The following is a 24451-nucleotide window of genomic DNA, read 5'->3' on the forward strand; positions in this document are numbered from 1 at the left end:
CTCTCGCTGTGTTTGGCTGCGCCAAACGGTCGCTACGCTCCCACCCCCGGATCAATCCCTCCACTCAGCCTGCCGATGGGGCCAGAAGATCAAGAGCTGCAGCCGAGCTTGCGCTCATCCTGTTGAGTGGGGCGGCTGCGCCGCATGGGCTTAGGCAAATCAAAACTGTGGGAGCCTGCCTGACAGCCGACTATTGTCTTGCAGGCTGCATGCGATCCATTTGTAGGAGTGAGCCTGCTCGCGATGGCTGCCTGCCAGCCGACCAATCTTTAACAGACCACACCCAATCCCACTGTGGGAGCGGGCTTGCTCGCGAAGAGGCCCGCCCGGTCACCCAATCAGATTGGCCTGTTTAAAATCGTTTCAAATAACCAGAACCTTCCCACAAGGTTTTCAGGTTTTCAGGTTGTCCGTCGGACGCCGGCTCTCTGGCCTTGGGTTGTCGCTGAAGATTCAGCGATCGGGCGTGAGAACCCGGCAGTTCATAGTCATTCAGTGCCCATACCCGCATAATTGCCGCCAGCCAGTACGCTGTATGCAATTACGTTATGGCGGCTTTGTGCGGGCAGACTTTTGTCTGGCCGAGCTGGCGGTGAACCGGGCGCTGGATCGGGTTGATCCGCAGGCTTGAGAACGCGTCATCGTTTTTCGCGAGCAGGCTCACTCCCGCAGAAAATCGCATTCCAAATGTGGGAGCGAGCCTGCTCGCGAAGGCGTCGGATCTTTCACCACAAATTCCAGGCACAAAAAAACCGGCGATCATTCACTGATCGCCGGTTTTTCATTCAGCCCGCATCAAATCACTGCATCAACACTTCGATCGAGCCATCGGCGGTCAGGCTGACCTGGCTGGTGCCGGCTTCGACTTCAGGCGTCACCGGTGCTGAATCCATGCCGGCGGCTTTCATCATCATCGGGGCGCGCATGTACGGTTGTGGGTAGCCGTTGCTGTTGAGGTTCAGGTTGACGATTTTGTAGCCCTTGCCGCCCAGGGCATCGGTGGCCAGTTGGGCGCGGGCCTTGAAGGCGCTGACGGCTTCCTTGAGCAGTTTGTCTTCGCTGGCCTTGCGGGTCGGCTCGGCGATGGCGAAGTCCATGCCGCCCATTTTCAGGTCGGTCAGCAGTTCGCCGGTGAGTTTGGACAGGGCGGCGAAGTCGGCGCTTTCCAGGCGCAGTTCGGCGCGTTCACGCCAACCGGTGATCTTCTGGCCTTTAGTGTCGTAGATCGGGTAGCTGTTGCGGCTGCCCTGGCGCAGGGTGATGTCCTTGACTTGCTTGGCCTGGGCCAGCGCCTTGTTCATGGTGGTGCTGACGTCGGCGGCGAGTTTGGCCGGGTCGGTGTTTTGCTCTTCGGTGTAGAGCGTCACGATCATCAGGTCGCGGGCGACTTCCTGGCTGACTTCGGCGCGCAGGGAAATCTGGTTGTAGTGCAGCTCATCGGCGGCCAGGGCCGGAAGGCTGGCGACACTGCCGACGGTCAGGGCGAGAAGGGCGGCGCTGCGGCGAAAGGTGTGCATGAAGGCTCCTTGAATAATGCGCAGGTGTTGGTTCGTCCCTGCGTGAAACCATCAGACTCTAGCTTTTATGCCCGGGTTCGCCCAGTTACAACTTCTATACAGATGCAGGGGGCTGCTGCGCAGCCATTCGCGAGCAGGCTCGCTCCCACAGGGGCATGCATTTCTGAGCTGAGAGGAATCTGTGGTGAGGGGATTTATCCCCGATGGGTGGCGAAGCCGCCCCAAATGCTGCAACCAGATTTATTTCAGGAGAATGGGGTTGCAGATTTTACGACTGCTGCGTAGCCGATCGGGGATGAATCCCCTCACCACAGTTGATCTCCTCAACCTTGGGAATTGCATGCGAGTAGCCGAATTTACCGCCAGCGCCATGTGGTCGTTTGCCGCACTTTCGCCTCTCGGGGTCGCGGCTTGGTTATACTCCGTGCGATCCGCCTGGAGCGCTCATCAGGAGAGCTCATGCTCGCCCCCGTACAACTGACTTCCGCCACTCGCCAGAACCTCTGGCGGCTGACTTTCATCCGCACCCTGGTACTTGCCGCGCAGGCCGGTTCCGTAGGCCTGGCCTACTGGCTGCAATTGTTGCCGTTGCCGTGGGTGCAACTGGCGATGACCCTCGGCTGCTCGATTCTGCTGTGCGTGTTCACCGCCGTGCGTCTGCGCACATCGTGGCCGGTGACCGAGCTCGAGTACGCCCTGCAACTGGCCTGTGATCTGGTGATCCACAGTGCGTTGCTGTATTTCTCCGGCGGTTCGACCAACCCGTTCGTGTCCTATTATCTGGTGCCGCTGACCATCGCCGCGGTGACGTTGCCGTGGCGTTATTCGGTGATTCTGTCGGGTATCGCGCTGGCGCTGTACACCGTGATGCTCACGCGTTTCTATCCGCTGGAAACCCTACCGGTCGCCCGCGAGAACCTGCAGATCTACGGCATGTGGCTGAGCTTCGCCCTCGCTGCTGCGGTGATCACCTTCTTCGCTGCGCGCATGGCCGAAGAGCTGCGTCGTCAGGAGGAGTTGCGGGCGATTCGTCGCGAAGAGGGCCTGCGTGATCAGCAGTTGCTCGCTGTCGCCACTCAGGCCGCCGGCGCCGCCCATGAACTCGGCACGCCGCTGGCGACCATGAGCGTGTTGCTCAAGGAAATGCAGCAGGATCATCCCGACCCGATGCTGCAGGACGATCTGAAGGTGCTGCAGGATCAGGTCAAACTGTGCAAAGAGACCCTGCAACAACTGGTGCGCGCCGCCGAGGCCAACCGACGTCTGGCAGTAGAAATGCAGGATGTCACCCAGTGGCTCGACGAAGCGCTGAACCGCTGGCACCTGATGCGTCCGGAAGCCAGTTACCGCTTCCACCGCCTCGGCCAGGGCAACGTGCCGCGCATGGCACCGCCGCCGGACCTGACTCAGGCGCTGCTTAATTTGCTCAACAATGCCGCCGACGCCTGCCCGGAAAATCTCCAGGTGACGTTGGACTGGGACGCGGAAACCGTGACCATCAGCATTCGTGACCACGGCGCCGGTGTGCCGTTGGCCATCGCCGAACAGATCGGCAAACCGTTTTTTACCACCAAGGGCAAAGGTTTCGGCCTGGGCCTGTTTTTGAGCAAGGCCAGCGTGACACGCGCCGGCGGCTCAGTGAAACTCTATAGTCATGAGGAAGGCGGCACGCTCACCGAGCTGCGCCTGCCCCACGGCGCCCGAGGAGACCAACATGAGTGACGAAATCCAAGTCGAAGGCGAAGAACTGCCGCATTTGCTGCTGGTCGACGACGACGCGACCTTCACCCGGGTGATGGCCCGTGCCATGGCCCGCCGTGGCTTTCGCGTCAGCACCGCAGGTTCCGCCGAGGAAGGTCTGACCATCGCCCAGGCCGATTTGCCTGATTACGCCGCGCTGGACCTGAAAATGGACGGCGACTCCGGCCTGGTGCTGCTGCCCAAGCTGCTGGAGCTGGACCCGGAAATGCGCGTGGTGATCCTCACCGGCTATTCGAGCATTGCCACCGCGGTCGAAGCGATCAAGCGCGGCGCCTGCAACTACCTGTGCAAACCGGCCGACGCCGACGACGTACTGGCCGCGCTGCTCTCCGAGCACGCTGACCTCGACAGCCTGGTGCCGGAAAACCCGATGTCGGTCGATCGTCTGCAGTGGGAACACATCCAGCGTGTGCTGACCGAACACGAAGGCAACATCTCCGCCACTGCCCGCGCCCTGGGCATGCACCGCCGCACCCTGCAGCGCAAACTGCAGAAGCGCCCGGTTCGTCGCTGAAGATTGTTGGCTCGGGTCAATCACATGAGTGCCATGAGACTTTGAATCAAAAGCCGCTACCCGGCGCTAAAGGGCAGCGGCTTGGGTTCAAGCTACAACGGTGAAGAGAGTTTTTGGCGAAGTGATAACGTCGCCATTTTGAATCGCGTTGCATTGTGCGAAGAGTTGCAGCCCTAACCAGGTCTCGATAACGGCTTTTGAAATCGTAAAAGAGACTTCACTCTTTTTAGTCGATTGCTCCTCGATTTTTTGTTCGTTGGCTTGTCTGATCCAGAAGCTTCCGATATGGACTTTCGGATCATTGGATGAAAGCCTGAAGGTCGCACCCGCTGCACCCAGCTTGCTGATGGACAGTTTTTCGTTTTCGATGGATTCGCTGGCTGGCGCGTTGAGTGGATTTTTTGCTGCAGTCATGATCAATTCCTTTCGATGCCAGGGTTGGGTAGGGTTCTCCTGACGCTCACGGAAGTTGAGTGCAGGAGGCCACGGCAGTTGATCATCGAGAACAGCAGGTCTCTACTGTCAACTCTGACAGTCACGACGAACGGTGTTGCCCATATGCCTGATACGTTTCTGAAGCTGAACATTTCCTGAATGGGCCGGACTAGCCCTCGCGATAAAACGAACCGATCAACTATGATCGGTGCGTGTCTGTTCTTTTCTTTATCGAGCCTTTTCCATGAATCAGAACGCTGAATATTCCGCGGTCAACGATGCTGTGCGCGGGCAGTTTTTTCGCAAGGTGTGGGGGATCATCACGCCTTACTGGTGCAGTGAAGAGAAGGGCAAGGCCTGGACATTGCTGATTGCGGTGATCGCGCTGTCGTTGCTCAGCGTGGGGATCTCGGTGTGGTTCAACACCTGGTACAAGGATTTCTACAACGCTTTGCAGAAGAAAGATGAAGCTGCGTTCTGGCAGCTGATTCTGTATTTCTGCGCGATTGCAGCGGTGGCGATTATCGGCGCGGTGTATCGGCTTTATCTGACGCAGATGCTGACGATTCGCTGGCGTGCCTGGCTGACCGAAAAGCATTTCTCCCGTTGGCTTGCCGACAAGAATTACTACCAGCTGGAGCAGGGCGGTTATACCGATAACCCGGACCAGCGGATTTCCGAAGACCTCAACAACTTCACCTCCAACACCCTTGAGTTGGGTATCGGGTTGCTGCGCAATATCGTCAGCCTGGTGTCGTTCTCGATCATTCTGTGGGGCGTGTCGGGCAGCATTGAAGTCTATGGCATCACCATTCCCGGCTACATGTTCTGGTGCGTGTTGGTCTACGCCGTGCTGGGCAGTTGGCTGACGCACTTGATCGGTCGGCGCTTGATCGGCCTGAACAACCAACAACAACGCTTTGAAGCCGACCTGCGTTTTTCCATGGTGCGGATTCGCGAAAATGCCGAGAGCATCGCGTTGTATAACGGTGAACCGAACGAGAATCGCCGCTTGAGTGGGCGCTTCGGCAATGTCTGGCATAACTTCTGGGACATCATGAAAGTGTCCAAGCGTCTGACGTTCTTCACCGCTGGTTACAGCCAGGCAGCTATCATTTTCCCGTTCATCGTTGCCTCGCCGCGTTACCTCGCCGGCAAGATCGAACTCGGTGAACTGATGCAAATCAGCTCGGCATTCGGCAATGTCCAGGAGAGCTTCAGCTGGTTCATCAGTGCATACCAGAACCTTGCCGCATGGCGCGCCACCTGTGATCGTCTGCTGAGTTTCCGTCAGGCCATGACCGACAACGAAGACCGCATCCCGGCCATCGATGTGCAGAATCAGGGCAGTGAATTGAAAGTGCACAATCTCGGCCTGGACCTGGCCGACGGTCGTCACCTGCTGACCAATGCCGACATGACGGTGGAACCGGGTGACCGGTTAATGCTCAGCGGGCGTTCCGGCAGCGGCAAGTCCACGCTGTTGCGGGCGATGGGGCATTTGTGGCCCGCGGGCCACGGCAACATCCGGCTGCCGGCGGCGCGCTATCTGTTCCTGCCGCAGAAACCGTACCTGCCGATCGGCACCTTGCGCGAGGCCCTGAGTTATCCACAACCGGGCGACACTTACGCGCCGCAGCGTTACGTCGAGGTGCTGGAGACCTGCCGTCTGCCGCACCTGGTCGCGCGTCTGGATGAAGCCAATCACTGGCAGCGCATGCTGTCGCCGGGTGAGCAGCAACGCCTGGCCTTCGCCCGCGCGCTGCTCTACGCACCGCAATGGCTGTACATGGACGAAGCCACGTCGGCAATGGATGAAGAAGACGAGGCGACGCTGTATCAGGCGCTGATCGATCAGTTGCCGGGGCTGAGCATCGTCAGCGTCGGCCACCGCAGCAGCCTCAAACGCTTCCACCCACGGCATGTGCGGATCGACAGCGGGCATCTGGTCGAACAGGCCGTGACCGCCTGATCACCACCATGCCCCTGTAGGAGTGAGCCTGCTCGCGATAGCGGCGCAACAGTCGACATCTTTGTTGAATGTGAAACCGCAATCGCGAGCAGGCTCACTCCTACAAGAAGCGCTGTTGTGACTCGACAGTGATCGTACAACCCGCCTGCGCTATGATGCGAACCACGCCGAATTTTCGAGACCAGACGTTAACCATGGAAAACCCGATCGACACCCCACGCCTCCCGCGCAAGCGCCGCAGCCTGGCTCAGGAGCTGGTGACGGTGCTGACCGAGCAGATCCGCGACGGTCTGCTCAAGCGCGGCGACAAGCTGCCCACCGAGTCGGCGATCATGCAGGAGCATGGTGTCAGCCGCACCGTGGTGCGCGAGGCGATTTCCCGTTTGCAGGCCGCAGGCCAGGTGGAAACCCGCCACGGCATCGGCACTTTCGTGCTCGATACGCCAAGCCCGAGTGGTTTCCGCATCGACCCGGCCACGGTGGTCACCCTGCGTGACGTGCTGGCCATTCTCGAATTGCGCATCAGCCTGGAAGTGGAATCCGCCGGCCTTGCCGCGCAACGTCGCAGCCCCGAGCAACTGGCAACCATGCGCGCGGCCCTCGATGCCTTGAACGACAGCGTGGCCCACGCCAGCGATGCGGTGGCGTCGGACTTCGCCTTCCACCTGGAAATCGCCCTGTCCACCGGCAACCGCTATTTCACCGACATCATGACCCACCTGGGCACCAGCATCATTCCGCGTACCCGGCTGAATTCGGCGCGGCTGGCCCACGATGATCAGCAGCACTACATGAACCGCCTGAGCCGTGAGCACGAGGAAATCTACGAGGCGATTGCCCGCCAGGATTCCGACGCGGCGCGGGCGGCGATGCGCCTGCATTTGACCAACAGCCGCGAAAGACTGCGCCAGGCTCATGAAGAGGCGCAGGCGCAGGGGTGAGGTTGAATCAGTCTTTAAGCTCGATTGACAGGTGCATTGAAAGCTTTTGGTTGCCCGCACTTTCGAGGGAGTACTGCAATACGGCGTTCGTTCCAGCATTGAGCATTCTTTCAAACGTCGCTTTCGGGATTGGCAATACAATCGGCTTTTCGATGGTGATATCAGTCAGTACGATCTTTGTATCCCATTCCAGGAAGCCGTCCGAGTTACTCACTGTCAGTTTGATCGTGTCCCCAGGGACTGCGTCTCGAAGCACGGGCACTTCCCCATGGGCGGGATCAATCAGGTTATGAACGTAGAGCACCCCATTAATCGCTTCTTTAAGCGAAGGAGCCGGCAGCATTGTTACAGCGAAGCTTTTGTCTTTCATGTTCAAGATCCTTTTGGTCGTCCAAGCCGATATCGGCACGACCTGATTAATGTCTTGATCACGAAAGCAAAGCACCTGTAATAAATACCAGTCTCGACGAACGGTAAGCCGCTGATTCATGCAACGACAAAGCGCTTTCGCGAGCAAGCCCGCTCCCACACTTGAAATGCATTTCAAGTGTGGGAGCGGGCTTGCTCGCGAAGGGGCCGGTGAATTCAGCGCGGCAATATCGAGCGATCCACCCTCACTGACAGTTGCGCTTTACCAGGCTTGGCAGCAAACGCTACATCTCCTGATTGATCCACAACCCCCCGCGCAATCGGCTTGCCATCGGCCAGCAACTCCAGCGGTGCGCCTTGCAGCGATTGGCCCGACGCCAGTTCCAGTTTCAATGTGATCGTCATGGTCATTCTCCTTGATTGATGTTGCCCGTCGGGTGGTAGTCCTTGAGCAGCAGGTACGTGCTCCAGCCCCACCAGTCATCAATGGTGGCGGTGTCGTTGAGGTTGTTCACGTCTTTGCGCCGCAGCACCTTGCCGCCCTCGACGCGGAACAGCGGCGAGAAGTTGTCGGAAAGATTCAGTACCGCCGTCAGATCCGGCAGCCGTTGCAGTGCGGCGTACGCCGACGGCGCGGGCACATTACCGCTGAGGTAGGCGGCGAAGATTTCATCCGCCGAGGCCTGCACCGCCAGATTGACCTGGGTGCGGTTGTCCGCGTCGCTGGCCTCGAAGTAGCGCTTGTCGCCGTAGGCGCGCCATTGATCGCCATGGGCGTTGCGCACCTTGAGGCCGAATTTGCTGTCCTCGTCGTGCATGAAACGCGTCACCAGCGAGCCGAGATCGCTCGGGGTCACCACCGCTGCCATCTCTTTGCGCGGCACGCGCAGGTGGCCGGAGGAGAACAGGTCGGTGAGGAAGTGGTCGGCGAACGCGTTCATCGCGTAGGCCCGTTCCAGTTGTTGTTCATCGTGATTGGCGCGGGCCGCGACGGCGGTCTGCAGGGCGGCGGTATGGCCGGCGATGTAAGCCAGTCTGGCCCATTCACCGAAGTGGTCGGCGTTGTTCGCTGCCAGTTTCAGGTATCGCCCGAGGGGGAACAGCGCGGAGACGAAACTGCCACCACCGGTGAGCTTGTTCCACTCTTCGGACAACGTATCTCCTAATGCATCGTAGGCTTCGTGCGGTGGCTTGCCGTCCTTGATCGCTTGTTTAACCGCGTCGATCTCTTTTTGCATGACCGCGAGGATCTGCGGTGCCTCGGCGCGAGAAGCCGGCAGTACGGCGAGGGAATCGAATGCGGCGTTGAAGCGGTTCAGGCGATCGGCCGGGGTCGCGCCTTCGTTGATCGGCCGGTCGACCACCCCGTAGAAATCGCCGGCCAGCGCCACGACCTGGCCATAGGTCAGGGCGAGTCCGTTAGGCAAGTGCAGTTGCACATTTTGCGCGCGGATCGGTTCGGCGTTTTCGACGAAGCGCAGCAGGGTGTTGTCACCGATGGCCGTGTGTTCGCCGCCTTCGAAGCGCAATTGTGGTTTGCCTTTGAGCGGTTTGCGGGGGAGGGCGGTGACCGGTTCGACATCGCTGTGAGTATCGGCGATGTGCAGTACCAGATGCGGGTTGTCGGCGCTGAAGCGGATGCCGTTTGGGGTGAACAGATCATCGAAACGGGCGACAACCGGCTTGGGTCTTTCCTGTGGTTTGGGGTGCAGTCCGGACATTTCTTTCTCCTTGATATGTCGGCGGTGGATTTAATTTAACTGTATGCATATACAGTAAAGTCGATCCTAGTCGAGATTTTTCCTACGTCAAGAAAGAATCTTGTCCGACAAAAAATGCCGGGCAGCGATGAAATGCAGTTGACGGTTGTTTTTTAAGTTGTACGATGACCTACAACTTCAGCGCTGGCTGAATCATAAAACTCACAAAAAAACGTTGTTACCCAGGGTGTTCGAAAAATGAATCCACAAGAACTGAAGTCCATCCTCTCCGCCGGCCTGCTGTCGTTCCCGGTCACCGATTTCAACGCTCAGGGCGATTTCAACCGCGCCGGCTACATCAAGCGTCTGGAATGGCTGGCCCCGTACGGCGCTTCGGCACTGTTCGCCGCCGGTGGTACCGGTGAGTTCTTCTCCCTGGCAGCCAGTGAATATTCGGAAATCATCAAGACTGCAGTCGATACCTGCGCCACCAGCGTGCCGATTCTGGCCGGTGTCGGCGGCTCGACCCGTCAGGCCATCGAGTACGCACAGGAAGCCGAGCGTCTGGGCGCCAAAGGCCTGTTGCTGCTGCCGCACTACCTGACCGAAGCCAGCCAGGATGGCGTTGCCGCCCACGTTGAAGCGGTGTGCAAATCGGTGAACATCGGCGTGGTGGTCTACAACCGCAACGTCTGCCGTCTGAACGCGGCGCTGCTGGAACGTCTGGCCGAGCGCTGCCCGAACCTGATCGGCTACAAGGACGGCCTGGGCGATATCGAGCTGATGGTGTCGATCCGTCGCCGCCTCGGTGATCGCTTCAGCTACCTCGGTGGCCTGCCGACCGCCGAAGTCTACGCTGCTGCCTACAAGGCGCTGGGCGTGCCGGTTTACTCCTCGGCGGTGTTCAACTTCATCCCGAAAACCGCGATGGACTTCTACCACGCGATCGCCCGTGAAGATCACGCCACCGTCGGCAAGATCATCGATGACTTCTTCCTGCCGTACCTCGACATCCGCAACCGCAAGGCCGGTTACGCCGTGAGCATCGTCAAGGCCGGGGCCAAAATCGCCGGCCATGACGCAGGCCCGGTGCGGGCGCCGCTGACCGATCTGACCGGCGAAGAGTACGAAATGCTCGCCGCGCTGATCGACAAGCAAGGTGCGCAGTAACACCCGATAAAAGCGAGGCCGCTGAGCAATCAGCGGCTTTTTGCGTGAAGGCTTTGAGATTTGAGGGCTGCCCCTGTGACAAATGCAAAACGCTACGACAACTACATCAACGGCGAATGGGTCGCCGGTGCCGACTACTCGGCCAACATCAACCCGTCCGAACTGAGCGACACCATCGGCGATTACGCCAAGGCTGACCTGACTCAGGTTAACGCCGCCATCGATGCGGCCCGCGCCGCGTTCCCGGCCTGGTCGACCTCCGGCATTCAGGCCCGTCACGATTCGCTGGATAAAGTCGGTACTGAGATTCTGGCTCGTCGCGAAGAGCTCGGTACTTTGTTGGCCCGTGAAGAGGGCAAGACCCTGCCCGAAGCCATCGGCGAGGTGACCCGCGCCGGCAACATTTTCAAATTCTTCGCCGGTGAATGCCTGCGTCTGTCCGGCGACTACGTGCCGTCGGTGCGCCCGGGCGTCAACGTCGAAGTGACTCGCGAAGCCCTCGGCGTGGTCGGTCTGATCACTCCGTGGAACTTCCCGATTGCGATCCCAGCGTGGAAGATCGCCCCGGCTCTGGCCTACGGCAACTGCGTGGTGCTGAAACCGGCGGACCTGGTGCCGGGTTGCGCCTGGGCGCTGGCAGAAATCATCTCCCGCGCAGGCTTCCCGGCCGGCGTGTTCAACCTGGTGATGGGTAGCGGTCGCGTGGTTGGCGATGCGTTGGTGCAGAGCCCGAAAGTCGACGGCATCAGCTTCACCGGCTCGGTTGGCGTGGGTCGGCAGATCGCAGTCAACTGCGTTTCGCGCCAAGCCAAAGTACAACTGGAAATGGGCGGCAAGAACCCGCAGATCATTCTCGACGACGCCGACCTCAAACAAGCGGTCGAGCTGTCGGTGCAGAGCGCGTTCTACTCCACCGGCCAGCGTTGCACGGCATCGAGTCGCTTGATCGTCACCGCCGGAATTCACGACAAGTTCGTCGAGGCGATGGCCGAGCGCATGCAGTCGATCAAGGTCGGTCATGCGCTGAAGTCCGGCACCGACATCGGTCCGGTGGTCTCGCAAGCGCAACTGGAACAGGACCTGAAGTACATCGACATCGGCCAGAGCGAAGGTGCGCGTGTGGTCAGCGGCGGTGGTCTGGTGACTTGCGACACCGAAGGTTACTTCCTCGCGCCAACGCTGTTTGCCGACAGCGAAGCGTCGATGCGCATCAGCCGTGAAGAGATCTTCGGCCCGGTGGCCAACATCGTTCGCGTGGCCGATTACGAGGCGGCGCTGGCGATGGCCAACGACACCGAGTTCGGTCTGTCGGCGGGTATCGCGACGACTTCGCTGAAGTACGCCAACCACTTCAAGCGTCATTCCCAGGCCGGGATGGTGATGGTCAACCTGCCGACCGCCGGTGTCGATTATCACGTTCCGTTCGGTGGCCGTAAGGGTTCATCCTATGGCTCACGTGAGCAAGGCCGCTATGCGCAAGAGTTCTACACAGTCGTGAAAACGGCCTACATCGGTTCCTGATACCTGCAATACCTGTGGGGGCTGGCTTGCAGCCCCCACAGATGACAGACCCAAGAAGATTCACCCGCGCATAAAAATAATCAGTGGGAGTACATCTACATGCAATCGTCCAAGCCGACTCACGTCCGCTATTTGATCCTGCTCATGCTGTTCCTGGTGACCACGATCAACTACGCCGATCGCGCCACGATCGCCATCGCCGGTTCCAGCCTGCAAAAAGACCTCGGTATCGACGCGGTCACCCTCGGTTATATCTTCTCCGCTTTCGGTTGGGCCTACGTGGCCGGGCAGATTCCCGGTGGCTGGCTGCTCGATCGCTTCGGCTCGAAAAAAGTCTATGCGCTGAGCATTTTCTGCTGGTCGCTGTTCACCGTGCTGCAAGGCTTTGTCGGTGAGTTCGGCATGTCCACGGCGATTGTCGCGCTGTTCATGTTGCGCTTTCTGGTGGGGCTGGCCGAAGCGCCATCGTTCCCCGGTAACGCGCGTATCGTCGCGGCGTGGTTCCCGACCGCAGAACGTGGCACCGCCTCGGCGATCTTCAACTCGGCGCAATACTTCGCCACCGTGCTGTTCGCACCGCTGATGGGCTGGATCGTCTACACCTTCGGCTGGGAACATGTGTTCATCGTCATGGGCGTGTTTGGCATCGTCTTCTCGGGGATCTGGCTCAAGGTTATCCACAGCCCGCGTCAACACCCGATGGTCAACGATGCCGAAGTGCAGTTCATCGCCGACAACGGCGGCATGGTCGACATGGACGTGAAACAAGGCAAAAAGACTGACGGACCGAAGTGGGATTACATTCGCCAGTTGCTGACCAACCGCATGATGCTCGGCGTTTATCTGGGCCAGTACTGCATCAACGGCATTACCTATTTCTTCCTGACCTGGTTCCCGGTGTACCTGGTGCAGGAACGCGGCATGACCATTCTCAAGGCCGGTTTCATTGCTTCGCTGCCGGCAATCTGCGGTTTCATCGGTGGCGTGCTCGGCGGGGTGATTTCCGATTACCTGCTGCGCAAGGGCCATTCGCTGACCTTCGCTCGCAAGGCGCCAATCATTGGTGGCTTGCTGGTGTCGAGCAGTATTGTCGCCTGCAACTATGTTGATATCGAATGGATGGTGGTCGGCTTCATGGCCCTGGCCTTCTTCGGCAAAGGCGTCGGTGCGCTGGGCTGGGCGGTGGTTTCCGATACGTCGCCGAAGCAGATCGCCGGCCTCAGTGGCGGTCTGTTCAACATGTTCGGCAACATCGCTTCGATCACCACACCGATCGTGATTGGCTACATCATCAGCTCCACCGGTTCGTTCAAATGGGCGCTGGTGTTTGTCGGCGCCAACGCACTGGTCGCGGTGTTCAGCTATTTGGTGATCGTCGGCCCGATCAAACGGGTGGTGCTCAAAGAGCCGCCAACCAACGGTGGTTCTGAAATCACCGGCAAATTGTCTCAAGCGCATTCCTGAGGAGCGGCGTCATGCAGTTGATTGAACATTCCGACTCGCCGCGCTACATCCGCCTGCACGAGCGGGACAACGTAGTGATTGTGGTCAACGACCAAGGCGTACCGGCCGGCACCGAGTTCCCGGACGGTCTGCTGACCGTGGACTTTGTGCCGCAGAGCCACAAGGTCACCCTCGAGGACATTCCCGAGGGCGGCCAGGTGATTCGCTACGGCCAGACCATCGGCTACGCGTTGCAGCCGATCCCGCGTGGCAGTTGGGTCAAGGAAGATCAACTGCGCATGCCGACCGCGCCGCCGCTGGACAGCCTGCCGCTGTCCACCGAAGTGCCGGCCGCACAGGCGCCGCTGGAAGGCTTCACCTTCGAGGGTTATCGCAATGCCGATGGCACCGTTGGTACGCGCAATATTCTTGGCATCACCACCACGGTGCAGTGCGTTACCGGCGTGCTCGATCACGCGGTGAAACGCATCAAGGACGAGCTGCTGCCGAAATATCCACACGTCGATGACGTGGTGGCGTTGACCCACAGTTACGGCTGCGGCGTGGCGATCACCGCCACCGATGCGTACATCCCGATCCGCACTGTGCGCAATCTGGCGCGCAACCCGAACCTGGGGGGCGAAGCGCTGGTGATCAGCCTTGGTTGCGAGAAACTGCAGGCCGGGCAGGTGATGCACGAGGACGATGCGTCGGTCGATCTGAGCGAGCCGTGGCTGTATCGCCTGCAGGATTCCAGTCACGGTTTCACTGAGATGATCGAGCAGATCATGGCGCTGGCGGAAGTCCGTTTGAAGAAGCTCGACCAGCGCCGCCGCGAGACCGTGCCGGCCTCTGAGCTGATCCTCGGCATGCAGTGCGGTGGCAGTGATGCGTTTTCCGGGATCACTGCCAACCCGGCGCTGGGCTACGCCTCGGACTTGTTGTTGCGTGCGGGGGCGACGGTGATGTTTTCCGAAGTCACCGAAGTGCGCGATGCGATTTACCTGCTGACTTCACGCGCCGAAACCAAAACCGTTGCCGAGGAACTGGTGCGTGAGATGGACTGGTACGACCATTACCTGGCCAAGGGCGAGGCGGATCGCAGCGCCAACACCACGCCGGGCAACAAGAAGGGCGGGCTGTCGAACATTGTCGAGAAGTCGCTGGGCTCGATCGTCAAATCCGGCAGCAGTGCGATCAACGGCGTGCTCGGCCCGGGCGAGCGCTTCAAACGCAAAGGGCTGATTTTCTGCGCGACCCCGGCCAGCGATTTTGTCTGCGGCACGTTGCAACTGGCGGCGGGGATGAACCTGCATGTGTTCACCACCGGGCGGGGTACGCCGTATGGATTGGCGATGGCGCCAGTGGTCAAGGTCTCGACCCGGACCGAGCTGGCGCAGCGCTGGCCGGACCTGATCGACATCGATGCCGGACGGATTGCCACCGGTCGGGCGTCGATAGAGGAGTTGGGCTGGGAGCTGTTCCACTACTACCTGGATGTGGCGAGCGGCAAGCAGCAGACCTGGGCGGAGAAGCACAAGCTGCATAACGACATCACCCTGTTCAATCCGGCGCCGATTACTTGATACCGAGCCGTTGATCGTTCCCACGCTCCGCGTGGGAATGCAGCCCGGGACGCTCCGCGTCTCAAAAGCGTGACGCGGAGCGTCACAGGAGGCGTTCCCACGCAGAGCGTGGGAACGATCGGGGTGAAAGTGGCATATCATTAGTCCCCTGACGACGCTCACCCAAGGCTCTCCGGCATGCTGGCAATCTTCCTCGAAACCCTGAACATCACCGCGCCGGTGTTCGCCATGCTGTTTCTCGGGGTGTTGCTCAAACGCATCGACTGGATCAACGACAACTTCATCCACACCGCCTCATCGCTGGTGTTCAACGTCAGCATGCCGGCGCTGCTGTTTCTCGGAATCCTGCATGCCGACCTGCACGCTGCTTTGCAACCGGCGCTGCTGATCTACTTCGCGCTCGCCACGCTGGCGAGTTTCGCCCTGGCCTGGGGTTGGGCGATTTTTCGTTGCCCGCGCGAGGATCGCGGTATCTATACCCAGGGCGCGTTTCGCGGCAACAACGGAGTGATCGGCCTGGCACTGGCGGCGAGCATGTACGGCGACTACGGGATTTCCCTCGGGGCGATCCTCGCGGCGCTGGTGATCCTGTTCTACAACACCCTGTCGACCATCGTGCTGGCGGTGTACAGCCCGGTGATCAAGTCCGATCCGTGGAGCATCTGCAAAAGCGTGTTCAGCAACCCGCTGATCATCAGCGTGATTGCTGCCGCGCCGTTCGCCTGGTTCAAGATCAGCCTGCCGGGCTGGCTGGAAACCTCTGGCCAGTATCTGGCGCAAACCACCTTGCCGCTGGCGCTGATCTGCATCGGCGGGACGCTGTCACTGGCGGCGCTGCGCAAGAGCGGGAGCATGGCGCTCAGTTCCAGCCTGCTGAAGATGATCGGCCTGCCAGTGCTGGCGACGCTCGGCGCGTGGCTGTGGGGTTTTCGCGGGGCGGAGCTGGGGATTCTGTTTCTGTACTTCGGCAGCCCGACGGCGGCAGCCAGTTTCGTCATGGCCCGGGCGGCGCAGGGCAATCATGAGCTGGCGGCGGCGATCATTGTGCTGACCACGCTGATGGCGGCGGTGACCACCAATGTCGGGATCTTTGTGTTGCAGTGGGGTGGCTGGATCTGACTGACAGATCTTCAGTGGCGCAAAGGGCCTCTTCGCGAGCAAGCCCGCTCCCACAGGTTTTGTGTTGTTAATCAGATTTCAATAACACCAAAGAACCTTGTGGGAGCGGGTTTGCTCGCGAAGGCGTCAGATCGGATTACTCGAATTTCAATCAGTCACTCAGGTTTCTGGTAGCTGTCGATCACTTCCTGCGCCGCGCGAAACGCATCAATCGCCGCCGGCACGCCGGCATACACCGCGCAATGCAGCAGCGCCTCACGAATCTCTTCCACTGTGCAGCCATTGTTCAGTGCACCGCGCACGTGGCCTTTCAATTCCTGCGGGCACTTCAATGCCGTCAGCGCCGCCAGGGTGATCAGGCTGCGGGTTTTCAGCGGCAGACCTTCGCGATTCCACACACCACCCCAGGCGTGTTCATTGACGAAATCCTGCAAGGGCTGAGTGAACTCGGTGGCGTTGCCGAGCGCGCGATCAACGAACGCATCGCCCATTACCTGACGGCGGATTTCAACCCCGGATTTCTTCGAATCGGTCATGGCACATCCCTCTTGTGGTGTTGGCGGCGCCAGGCGCGTACGGACGTGAACAACAGGAACGCCAGCAGCGTCGGCAGCACGTAAAACAGCATCAGTTTTTCCAGTTTGCCGGCCAGCGGCATGCCGGTGGTGAACGACACCACATGCAGCCCGTAAGCCAGGTACAAACCGAGCAGCAACAAACCTTCGGCACGGGTCACGCGGTAGCCGGAATAGAACACCGGCAGGCAAAGCGCGGCGACGCCGAGCATCACCGGCAGGTCGAAATCCAGCGCGTTGGGCGACACCGACAAGGGGGTTGGTGCGATCAGCGCGGTGATGCCGAGCACCCCTAGCAGGTTGAACAGGTTGGCGCCGATCACGTTGCCCACCGCAATGTCGCGCTGGCCGCGCAATGCGGCGATCAGCGAGGTGGCGAGTTCCGGCAATGAGGTGCCGACCGCGACCACGGTCAGGCCGATCACTCGCTCGGAGAAGCCCAGGTCAGTCGCCACCGCCACGGCCGCGCCCAGCAGCAAATGCCCGGCGAACACCAGCAGCGCCAAACCAACGACGATCATCAGCAAACTGCTGAACCACGGTGCGTGCGGCGTGTTCGGCAATTCCGAATGCGGCCGGGCCGAGTGCCGCGACTGGCGCAGCAGCAGGCCCAGATACAGCGCCAGCGCGGCGAGCAACAGAATGCCGTCGAAGCGGCCGATCTGTTCATTCCACGCGAGGACGAACACCAGCAGGCTGGCGCCGATCATCAGTGGGATGTCCAGGCGCACCAGTTGCCTGGAGACCCGCAGCGGAATGATCAGCGCCGACAGACCGAGGGTCACCAGGATGTTGAAGATACTGCTGCCGATCACGCTGCCGACGGCGATGTCGGGGTTGTGCGCCAGTGTCGCCTGCAAGCTGACGGCCATTTGCGGGGCGCTGCTGCCGAGAGCGACGATGGTCAGGCCGATGATCAGCGGACGCACGTGCAGGCGCGCGGCCAGACGCACAGCGGCGCGTACCATCAGTTCGGCGCCGATGATCAGCAGAAACAGGCCGCTGAGCAGTTCGATCACGTTGATCAGCGGTAAATCGGCCAGAGCAAAAATAGTCAGCGCTCCATCAGTCGTCGAGAGCCTGTATACGAACCCGCGCCGTGCCGCTGCTGAGCATGCCAAGTCGTTCGGCAGCCTCACGCGAGACATCGATCAAGCGGCCACGGGTGTGCGGTCCGCGATCATTGATGCGCACAATGCAGGATTTGTCGTTTTTCAGGTTGGTGACCTTCACCCGCGTGCCGAACGGCAGTTGGCGATGGGCGGCGGTCAGGGAATGCTGGTTGAACGCCTCGCCGCTGGCGGTGCGTTTACCGTGGTGCTTGGCACCGTAATAGGAGGCGACGCCGGTCTGGTCGTAACCGTGCGGGTCGATGATGTCGTTGCTGGCGCAACCGGCCAGTAGCGAGAGCAGGGCGCAGCCAATGAGCAGACGCTTCATTCAAAGGTTTCCCTAAACAATTGTGGGAATAATCCTTTGTGGAATACGAGCTTTTGTAGTGAGGGGATAAATCCCCTCACCACAGAAGCTCTGCTGCCACAGAAGTTTGCTCCCACATGGATTGGAGCCAGGCTTTGGATCTGGCTCCATTGTGGTCAGCCTTCGAGCTTGCTTTTCAGCAGTTCGTTCACTTGCTGCGGGTTGGCCTTGCCTTTGGAGGCTTTCATGGCCTGGCCGACGAAGAAGCCGAACATTTTGCCGCGCTTGGCTTCATCAGCCGCACGATATTGTTCAACTTGCTCGGCGTTGGCCGCGAGCATTTCGTCCAGCACTGCGGAGATCGCGCCGGTGTCGGTCACTTGCTTGAGGCCGCGCTTGTCGATGATCTCGTCCGCGCTGCCTTCGCCGTTGGCCATCGCTTCGAACACTACCTTGGCGATCTTGCCGGAGATGGTGTTGTCCTTGATGCGCTGCAGCATGCCGCCCAATAGTTCGGCAGACACTGGCGACTCGTCGATGTCCAGGCCTTGCTTGTTGAGCAGGCTGCCCAACTCGACCATTACCCAGTTCGCTGCCAGTTTGGCGTCGCCGCCGATGCTCGCGACTTTCTCGAAGTAATCGGCTTGCTCGCGGCTGGTGGCCAGGACGCTGGCGTCATAGACCGACAGACCGAATTGCTCCTGGAAGCGCTCGCGTTTCTGCGGTGGCAGTTCCGGCAGGGTGGCGCGCACCTCGCCCAGGAACGACTCTTCGATGACCACTGGCAGCAGGTCCGGATCGGGGAAGTAACGGTAGTCGTTGGCTTCCTCTTTGGAACGCATCGGACGGGTCTCGTCCTTGTTCGGATCGTACAGACGGGTCTGCTGGATCACTTTGCCGCCGTCTTCGATCAACTCGATCTGACGCTGGATCTCGGAGTTGATCGCCTTCTCGATGAAACGGAACGAGTTGACGTTCTTGATCTCGCAGCGGGTGCCGAATTCAACCTGGCCTTTCGGACGGATCGACACGTTGCAGTCGCAACGCAGCGAGCCTTCAGCCATGTTGCCGTCGCAGATGCCCAGATAGCGCACGAGTGCGTGGATCGCCTTGACGTAAGCCACGGCTTCCTTGGCGCTGCGCATGTCCGGTTCGGACACGATTTCCAGCAGCGGCGTGCCGGCACGGTTCAGGTCGATGCCGGTGGCACCGTTGAATTCTTCGTGCAGGCTCTTGCCGGCGTCTTCTTCCAGATGCGCGCGGGTGATGCCGACACGTTTGACGGTGCCGTCTTCCAGGGCGATGTCCAGGTGGCCCTTGCCGACGATCGGCAACTCCATCTGGCTGATCTGGTAGCCCTTCGGCAGGTCTGGGTAGAAGTAGTTTTTACGGGCGAACACGTTGTGCTGACCGATCTCGGCGTCAATCGCCAGACCGAACATCACCGCCATGCGCACGGCTTCCTGGTTCAGCACCGGCAACACGCCGGGCATGCCCAGGTCGATCAGGCTGGCCTGGGTGTTCGGCTCGGAACCGAACGTGGTGGAACTACCGGAAAAGATTTTCGACCGGGTGGTGAGCTGAGTGTGAATCTCCAGCCCGATCACGACTTCCCATTGCATGTGTGTCTCCTCAGAAGCCGGTTGGGGTGCGGGTGTGCCAGTCAGTGTTGAGCTGATACTGGTGCGCAACATTGAGCAGGCGACCTTCCTGGAAATACGGCGCGAGCAACTGCACGCCAACCGGCAGACCATCGACAAAACCGGCCGGCATCGACAGGCCCGGCAGGCCCGCGAGGTTGGCGGTGATGGTGTAGACGTCTTCCAGATAGGCAGCGACCGGGTCGCTGTTCTTGGCGCCGAGTTTCCAGGCCGGGTTCGGCGTGGTCGGGCCGAGGATGATGTCGACTTCATTAAAGGCCGCCATGAAGTCGTTCTTCACCAGACGACGGATCTTCTGCGCTTTGAGGTAGTAGGCGTCGTAGTAACCGGCGGACAGCGCGTAGGCGCCGACCATGATCCGGCGCTGGACTTCCGGGCCGAAGCCTTCGCCACGGGAGCGTTTGTACAGGTCGATCAGGTCTTTCGGCTGCTCGCAACGGTGGCCGAAACGCACGCCGTCGAAACGCGACAGGTTCGAGGAGGCTTCTGCCGGCGCGATCACGTAGTACGCAGGGATTGCGTGCTGCATGTTCGGCAGGCTGATTTCCTTGATCACCGCACCGAGCTTCTGCAGCTCTTTGATGCTGTTCTGGATCAGCTCGGCGATGCGCGGGTCGAGACCGGCGCTGAAGTATTCCTTCGGCACGCCGATGCGCAGGCCCTGCAGCGAAGTGTTGAGGCTGGCGGAGTAATCCGGAACCGGCTCGTCGATGCTGGTGGAGTCGTTCTGGTCGAACCCGGCCATACCTTGCAACAAAATTGCGCAGTCTTCGGCAGTGCGTGCCAACGGGCCGCCCTGATCGAGGCTGGAGGCGTAAGCAATCATGCCCCAGCGCGAAACACGACCGTAGGTCGGTTTCAGGCCGGTGAGGTTGGTGAACGCGGCTGGCTGACGGATCGAGCCGCCGGTGTCGGTGGCCGTGGCCGCTGGCAACAGACGAGCGGCAACCGCCGCCGCCGAACCGCCGGACGAACCGCCCGGTACGTGTTCCAGATTCCACGGGTTTTTCACCGCGCCGTACCAGCTCGACTCGTTGGCCGAACCCATGGCGAATTCGTCCATGTTGGTCTTGCCCAGGGTCACGGCGCCGGCAGCGGCCAGTTTCGCAACCACGGTGGCGTCGTACGGGGCTTTGAAGTTGTCGAGCATCTTCGAGCCGCAGCTGGTGCGAATGCCCTGGGTGCAGAACAGGTCCTTGTGAGCGATCGGCGCACCCAGCAGGGCGCCGCTCTCACCGTTGGCGCGGCGTGCATCGGCGGCTTTCGCCTGCTCGATGGCCAGCTCTTCGGTGAGGCTGATGAAACTGTTGAGCTGCGGATCGAGCTGGGTGATGCGCGCCAGCAGGACTTTGGTCAGCTCTTCGGAGGAAAACTTTTTATCGGCGAGACCGCGGGCGATCTCGGCCAGAGTCATTTGATGCATTGCAGGCTCTTTCCCTTTAGTCGATGACTTTCGGAACCAGATACAGGCCGTTTTCGACCGCTGGTGCGATGGACTGGTAAGCCTCGCGGTGATTGGTCTCGGTCACGACGTCGGCGCGCAGGCGCTGACTGGCTTCCAGCGGGTGGGCCAAAGGCTCGATACCGTCGGTATTGACGGCCTGCATTTCGTCGACCAGCCCGAGAATGCTGTTGAGGGCGGAAGTAATGTGTGGAAGATCGGCATCATTGAGGCCAAGGCAGGCCAGATGAGCGATTTTTTCCACGTCGGAGCGTTCTAGCGCCATCGGGATTCTCCTGTGGAAAACAGAACGGACGGCGTCCGTGTGTTAGATTGTCGGAACACTACCGCACTTCTACGGTCATAAGGCCGCGATTGTGGGGCTTGGTGCACAGAAAAGCGGCCAATTTAACATATTGGCGCCTTGCCCAAAATCCCTGTCGTTGTTAGAGTTTGCCGCACTTTTTTACCCACGCGTTGCCTAGGGTCCCTTTCCCATGTTCAAGAAACTGCGTGGCATGTTTTCCAGCGATCTTTCCATTGACCTGGGCACTGCCAACACCCTTATTTACGTGCGCGAGCGCGGTATCGTCCTGAATGAGCCGTCGGTTGTGGCCATTCGGACACACGGTAACCAGAAAAGTGTCGTTGCTGTCGGCACCGAAGCCAAGCGCATGCTCGGCCGTACGCCGGGCAACATTGCTGCCATTCGTCCGATGAAGGACGGCGTTATTGCCGATTTCAGCGTCTGCGAAAAGATGCTGCAATACTTTATCAACAAGGTTCACGAAAACAGCTTTCTGCAGCCCAGCCCTCGTGTGCTGATCTGCGTTCCATGCAAATCCACTCAGGTTGAGCGTCGAGCCATCCGTGAATCGGCCCTTGGTGCCGGTGCGCGTGAAGTGTTCCTGATCGAAGAGCCAATGGCTGCTGCGATCGGTGCCGGCCTGCCGGTTGAAGAAGCGCGCGGCTCGATGGTCGTGGATATCGGTGGTGGTACCACTGAAATCGCGCTGATCTCCCTGAACGGTGTGGTGTATGCCGAATCCGTGCGCGTTGGCGGCGACCGCTTCGACGAAGCGATCATCACCTACGTGCGCCGCAACTACGGCAGCCTGATCGGTGAATCGACCGCCGAGCGCATCAAGCAGGAAATCGGCACCGCCTACCCGGGCGGCGAAGTTCGCGAAGTCGACGTTCGCGGTCGTAACCTGGCCGAAGGCGTTCCACGTGCATTCACCCTGAACTCCAACGAAGTGCTGGAAGCTCTGCAAGAGTCCCTGGCAACCATCGTTCAGGCCGTGAAAAGCGCGCTGGAGCAGTCGCCGCCGGAACTGGCTTCCGACATCGCCGAGCGTGGCCTGGTGCTGACCGGTGGTGGCGCGCTGTTGCGTGACCTCGACAAGTTGCTGGCCCAGGAAACCGGTCTGCCGGTGATCGTTGCCGAAGACCCGCTGACCTGTGTTGCTCGCGGCGGTGGCCGTGCATTGGAAATGATGGACAAGCACACCATGGACCTGCTCTCCAGCGAATAAGTGCTGGTTTGCAATACGTGGGTGAGCGCGCAGGCAGCACTTTGCAGTGCTGCCTGTTGGCGTTTATCTTCTGTCAGTCTTCATCCAGGCCGGTTTGATGCCGTATGAATAAACAGAACATTTGCCTGGGAGGAGCGGCTTATTAAACCGCTTTTCGCCAAGGGCCCTTCGTTGGGCGTGCGCCTGTTGGTGCTGGCCGTGCTGTCGATCGCGCTGATGGTGGTCGATGCCCGCTTCGATCTGCTCAAGCCTGCGCGCAAACAAGCGTCGCTGGTGCTTATGGATGCCTACTGGATCACTGACCTGCCTGGACGGCTGTGGGAAGGGATTGCCAGCCAGTTCGGCAGCCGCACCGAGCTTGTCGCCGAAAACGAAAAACTCAAGACCGAAAACCTGCTCTTGCAGGGTCGCATGCAGAAGCTTGCCGCCCTCACCGAGCAGAACGTTCGGCTGCGCGAGTTGCTCAATTCCTCCGCGCTGGTCAACGAAAAGGTCGAAGTGGCCGAGTTGATCGGCATGGACCCCAACCCGTTCACTCATCGCATCATCATCAATAAAGGTGAGCGTGATGGCGTGGTCCTCGGTCAGCCTGTACTCGATGCGCGCGGCTTGATGGGCCAGGTGGTCGAGTTGATGCCGTACACCTCTCGCGTGCTGCTGCTCACTGACAGCACTCACAGCATTCCCGTGCAGGTCAATCGCAACGGTTTGCGGGCGATTGCCAGCGGCACCGGCAATCCTGAGCGCCTGGAATTGCGCCACGTGGCCGACACGGCGGACATCAAGGAAGGCGATCTGCTGGTCAGTTCCGGTCTCGGTCAGCGCTTCCCGGCAGGCTATCCGGTCGCGACCGTGAAGGAAGTGATCCACGATTCCGGCCAGCCGTTTGCCATCGTTCGTGCCGTACCGACTGCCGCGCTGAACCGCAGCCGCTACATGTTGCTGGTGTTCAGCGACAATCGCACGGCCGAAGAACGTGCCAACGATGCGGCGCAGGCCCAGGAAAGTCTCGATGCGCAGGGCGGTGGTCCGGTGATTCCCGCAACGGTACCGAAAACCGTGACCCCGCCTGCCGCCGCAACACCCCCTGCACCTGCTGCCAGTACTCCACCGGCCAAGCCCGCTGCAAGCAAACCGCCCGCTGCTGCAAAACCACCTGCAGCCAGTAAGCCACCGGTGAGTCAACCTGCTGCTCGACCGGCGGCCAAACCGCCTGTCATCGCGCCGGCAACAACCGGGAGACAAGAATAATGGTCGGGGCTACCGCATCGCGTAACGGCTGGATTGTCTGGCTGACGTTTCTGATTGGCATACTGCTCAGTGTCTCGCCACTACCGATTTTCATGGAGATCCTGCGTCCGCTGTGGCTGGCCTTGCTCCTGACATTCTGGGCCTTGTATATGCCGCATACGGTCGGCATGGTCACAGCGTTCTGTCTGGGGCTGGCCGAAGACGTGCTGCAGGGCGATCTGCTCGGTCAGAACGCCTTGATCCTGACCCTGATCACGTTCCTGGTGCTGTCCTTGCAGCAACGCCTGCGGATGTTCCCGATATGGCAGCAATGCCTGGTCATCCTGGTGATCTTCGGCCTCGCCCAGTTGGTTCAACTATGGCTCAGCGCCCTGACCGGCAACCGCCAGCCAACACTGGCACTGGTGCTGCCGGCATTGACCAGCGCCTTGCTCTGGCCTTGGGTCAGCTTCGCTTTGCGTGGATTGCGCCGCCGCTACAAAATCAATTGATCCGGTGAGGCTGGGCACTGAACAGGGAGA

24 protein-coding genes are annotated in these 24451 nt (G+C 60.2%); 12 read left to right on the forward strand and 12 right to left on the reverse strand.

The features are described 5' to 3' along the window. Positions 1 to 541: 541 nt before the first annotated feature. Both PseAD21_RS13020 and PseAD21_RS13025 read right to left on the reverse strand, forming a co-directional pair. Positions 542 to 763: a hypothetical protein gene (locus PseAD21_RS13020; RefSeq protein ID WP_102356045.1), complete on the reverse strand. Its 222-nt coding sequence runs from the start codon at positions 761 to 763 to the stop codon at positions 542 to 544. Positions 764 to 800: 37 nt separating this feature from the next. Continuing rightward, on the reverse strand, positions 801 to 1517 hold the full coding sequence (locus PseAD21_RS13025; protein WP_102356046.1) for an SIMPL domain-containing protein: 717 nt from the start codon (positions 1515 to 1517) through the stop codon (positions 801 to 803). 459 nt (positions 1518 to 1976) lie between these two features. Here PseAD21_RS13025 and PseAD21_RS13030 point away from each other — a divergent pair, with 459 nt between their 5' ends. Then, positions 1977 to 3239, forward strand: a complete 1263-nt coding sequence (locus tag PseAD21_RS13030) for an ATP-binding protein (protein WP_102356047.1) — start codon at positions 1977 to 1979, stop codon at positions 3237 to 3239. Then, positions 3232 to 3792, forward strand: a complete 561-nt coding sequence (locus tag PseAD21_RS13035; RefSeq protein ID WP_003221630.1) for a response regulator transcription factor — start codon at positions 3232 to 3234, stop codon at positions 3790 to 3792. The genes PseAD21_RS13030 and PseAD21_RS13035 overlap by 8 nt, the downstream gene beginning before the upstream one ends. Positions 3793 to 3879: 87 nt before the next feature. Here the strand turns inward: PseAD21_RS13035 and PseAD21_RS13040 are convergent, their stop codons facing one another. After that, positions 3880 to 4206 (reverse strand): hypothetical protein, encoded by a 327-nt coding sequence (locus tag PseAD21_RS13040; RefSeq protein WP_102356048.1) that lies wholly within the window; start codon positions 4204 to 4206, stop codon positions 3880 to 3882. Between the two features lie 265 nt (positions 4207 to 4471). Here PseAD21_RS13040 and PseAD21_RS13045 point away from each other — a divergent pair, with 265 nt between their 5' ends. Together PseAD21_RS13045 and PseAD21_RS13050 are read left to right on the forward strand one after the other, a co-directional pair. After that, positions 4472 to 6199, forward strand: coding sequence for an ABC transporter ATP-binding protein/permease (locus tag PseAD21_RS13045; protein ID WP_102356049.1), 1728 nt, complete (start codon positions 4472 to 4474; stop codon positions 6197 to 6199). A 194-nt stretch (positions 6200 to 6393) separates the two neighbouring features. Then, a complete protein-coding gene (locus tag PseAD21_RS13050; protein ID WP_177440032.1) occupies positions 6394 to 7140 on the forward strand; it encodes a FadR/GntR family transcriptional regulator in 747 nt (248 codons plus the stop codon). A gap of 7 nt (positions 7141 to 7147) precedes the next feature. Here the strand turns inward: PseAD21_RS13050 and PseAD21_RS13055 are convergent, their stop codons facing one another. From PseAD21_RS13055 to PseAD21_RS13065, 3 genes are all read right to left on the reverse strand, one after another. After that, positions 7148 to 7510 carry a hypothetical protein gene (locus PseAD21_RS13055; protein WP_102356050.1) on the reverse strand — a complete coding sequence of 121 codons (363 nt, stop codon included), beginning with the start codon at positions 7508 to 7510 and terminating at the stop codon, positions 7148 to 7150. 215 nt (positions 7511 to 7725) lie between these two features. Then, positions 7726 to 7914, reverse strand: a complete 189-nt coding sequence (locus PseAD21_RS13060) for a hypothetical protein (protein ID WP_102356051.1) — start codon at positions 7912 to 7914, stop codon at positions 7726 to 7728. Between the two features lie 2 nt (positions 7915 to 7916). Beyond that, a complete protein-coding gene (locus PseAD21_RS13065) occupies positions 7917 to 9230 on the reverse strand; it encodes a phospholipase (RefSeq protein ID WP_102356052.1) in 1314 nt (437 codons plus the stop codon). A gap of 237 nt (positions 9231 to 9467) precedes the next feature. On the opposite strand from PseAD21_RS13065, the gene kdgD reads away from it, so the two are divergent. The 5 genes from kdgD (at position 9468) to PseAD21_RS13090 (ending at position 16048) form a co-directional block, all read left to right on the forward strand. Continuing rightward, entirely contained in the window at positions 9468 to 10379 is a 912-nt protein-coding gene (gene kdgD / locus PseAD21_RS13070; RefSeq protein WP_102356053.1) for a 5-dehydro-4-deoxyglucarate dehydratase, read from the forward strand. Between the two features lie 75 nt (positions 10380 to 10454). Next, positions 10455 to 11900: an aldehyde dehydrogenase family protein gene (locus PseAD21_RS13075; RefSeq protein ID WP_102356054.1), complete on the forward strand. Its 1446-nt coding sequence runs from the start codon at positions 10455 to 10457 to the stop codon at positions 11898 to 11900. A gap of 99 nt (positions 11901 to 11999) precedes the next feature. Then, positions 12000 to 13364, forward strand: coding sequence for an MFS transporter (locus tag PseAD21_RS13080; protein WP_102356055.1), 1365 nt, complete (start codon positions 12000 to 12002; stop codon positions 13362 to 13364). Between the two features lie 11 nt (positions 13365 to 13375). Continuing rightward, on the forward strand, positions 13376 to 14929 hold the full coding sequence (gene garD / locus PseAD21_RS13085; protein WP_102356056.1) for a galactarate dehydratase: 1554 nt from the start codon (positions 13376 to 13378) through the stop codon (positions 14927 to 14929). A gap of 177 nt (positions 14930 to 15106) precedes the next feature. Next, positions 15107 to 16048, forward strand: coding sequence for an AEC family transporter (locus PseAD21_RS13090; protein WP_102356057.1), 942 nt, complete (start codon positions 15107 to 15109; stop codon positions 16046 to 16048). A 155-nt stretch (positions 16049 to 16203) separates the two neighbouring features. Here PseAD21_RS13090 and PseAD21_RS13095 read toward each other — a convergent pair whose 3' ends face one another. The 6 genes from PseAD21_RS13095 to gatC form a co-directional block, all read right to left on the reverse strand. Further along, the gene (locus PseAD21_RS13095; protein ID WP_102356058.1) at positions 16204 to 16584 is read right to left on the reverse strand and encodes a carboxymuconolactone decarboxylase family protein; all 381 of its coding nucleotides are present in this window, start codon (positions 16582 to 16584) and stop codon (positions 16204 to 16206) included. Continuing rightward, positions 16581 to 17642 (reverse strand): calcium/sodium antiporter, encoded by a 1062-nt coding sequence (locus tag PseAD21_RS13100; protein WP_102356059.1) that lies wholly within the window; start codon positions 17640 to 17642, stop codon positions 16581 to 16583. Before PseAD21_RS13100 ends, PseAD21_RS13095 begins: the two co-directional genes overlap by 4 nt. A 46-nt stretch (positions 17643 to 17688) precedes the next feature. After that, complete coding sequence (locus PseAD21_RS13105; RefSeq protein ID WP_102356060.1) at positions 17689 to 18063, reverse strand: septal ring lytic transglycosylase RlpA family protein; 375 nt, start codon at positions 18061 to 18063, stop codon at positions 17689 to 17691. Positions 18064 to 18218: 155 nt separating this feature from the next. Further along, positions 18219 to 19664 carry an Asp-tRNA(Asn)/Glu-tRNA(Gln) amidotransferase subunit GatB gene (gene gatB, locus PseAD21_RS13110; RefSeq protein ID WP_102356061.1) on the reverse strand — a complete coding sequence of 482 codons (1446 nt, stop codon included), beginning with the start codon at positions 19662 to 19664 and terminating at the stop codon, positions 18219 to 18221. A gap of 10 nt (positions 19665 to 19674) precedes the next feature. Beyond that, positions 19675 to 21126 (reverse strand): Asp-tRNA(Asn)/Glu-tRNA(Gln) amidotransferase subunit GatA, encoded by a 1452-nt coding sequence (gene gatA, locus PseAD21_RS13115; RefSeq protein WP_102356062.1) that lies wholly within the window; start codon positions 21124 to 21126, stop codon positions 19675 to 19677. Between the two features lie 16 nt (positions 21127 to 21142). Further along, entirely contained in the window at positions 21143 to 21430 is a 288-nt protein-coding gene (gatC, locus tag PseAD21_RS13120) for an Asp-tRNA(Asn)/Glu-tRNA(Gln) amidotransferase subunit GatC (protein WP_007901429.1), read from the reverse strand. Between the two features lie 211 nt (positions 21431 to 21641). Between gatC and mreB the strand changes: the two genes are divergently transcribed. From mreB to mreD, 3 genes are all read left to right on the forward strand, one after another. Next, complete coding sequence (mreB, locus tag PseAD21_RS13125) at positions 21642 to 22679, forward strand: rod shape-determining protein MreB (RefSeq protein ID WP_002555108.1); 1038 nt, start codon at positions 21642 to 21644, stop codon at positions 22677 to 22679. A gap of 141 nt (positions 22680 to 22820) precedes the next feature. Then, positions 22821 to 23930 (forward strand): rod shape-determining protein MreC, encoded by a 1110-nt coding sequence (gene mreC, locus PseAD21_RS13130; RefSeq protein WP_102356063.1) that lies wholly within the window; start codon positions 22821 to 22823, stop codon positions 23928 to 23930. Beyond that, a complete protein-coding gene (mreD, locus tag PseAD21_RS13135; RefSeq protein ID WP_102356064.1) occupies positions 23930 to 24421 on the forward strand; it encodes a rod shape-determining protein MreD in 492 nt (163 codons plus the stop codon). Before mreC ends, mreD begins: the two co-directional genes overlap by 1 nt. Positions 24422 to 24451: the final 30 nt, after the last annotated feature.

It is taken from the genome of Pseudomonas sp. AD21, assembly GCF_002878485.1.
Classification (GTDB): domain Bacteria; phylum Pseudomonadota; class Gammaproteobacteria; order Pseudomonadales; family Pseudomonadaceae; genus Aquipseudomonas.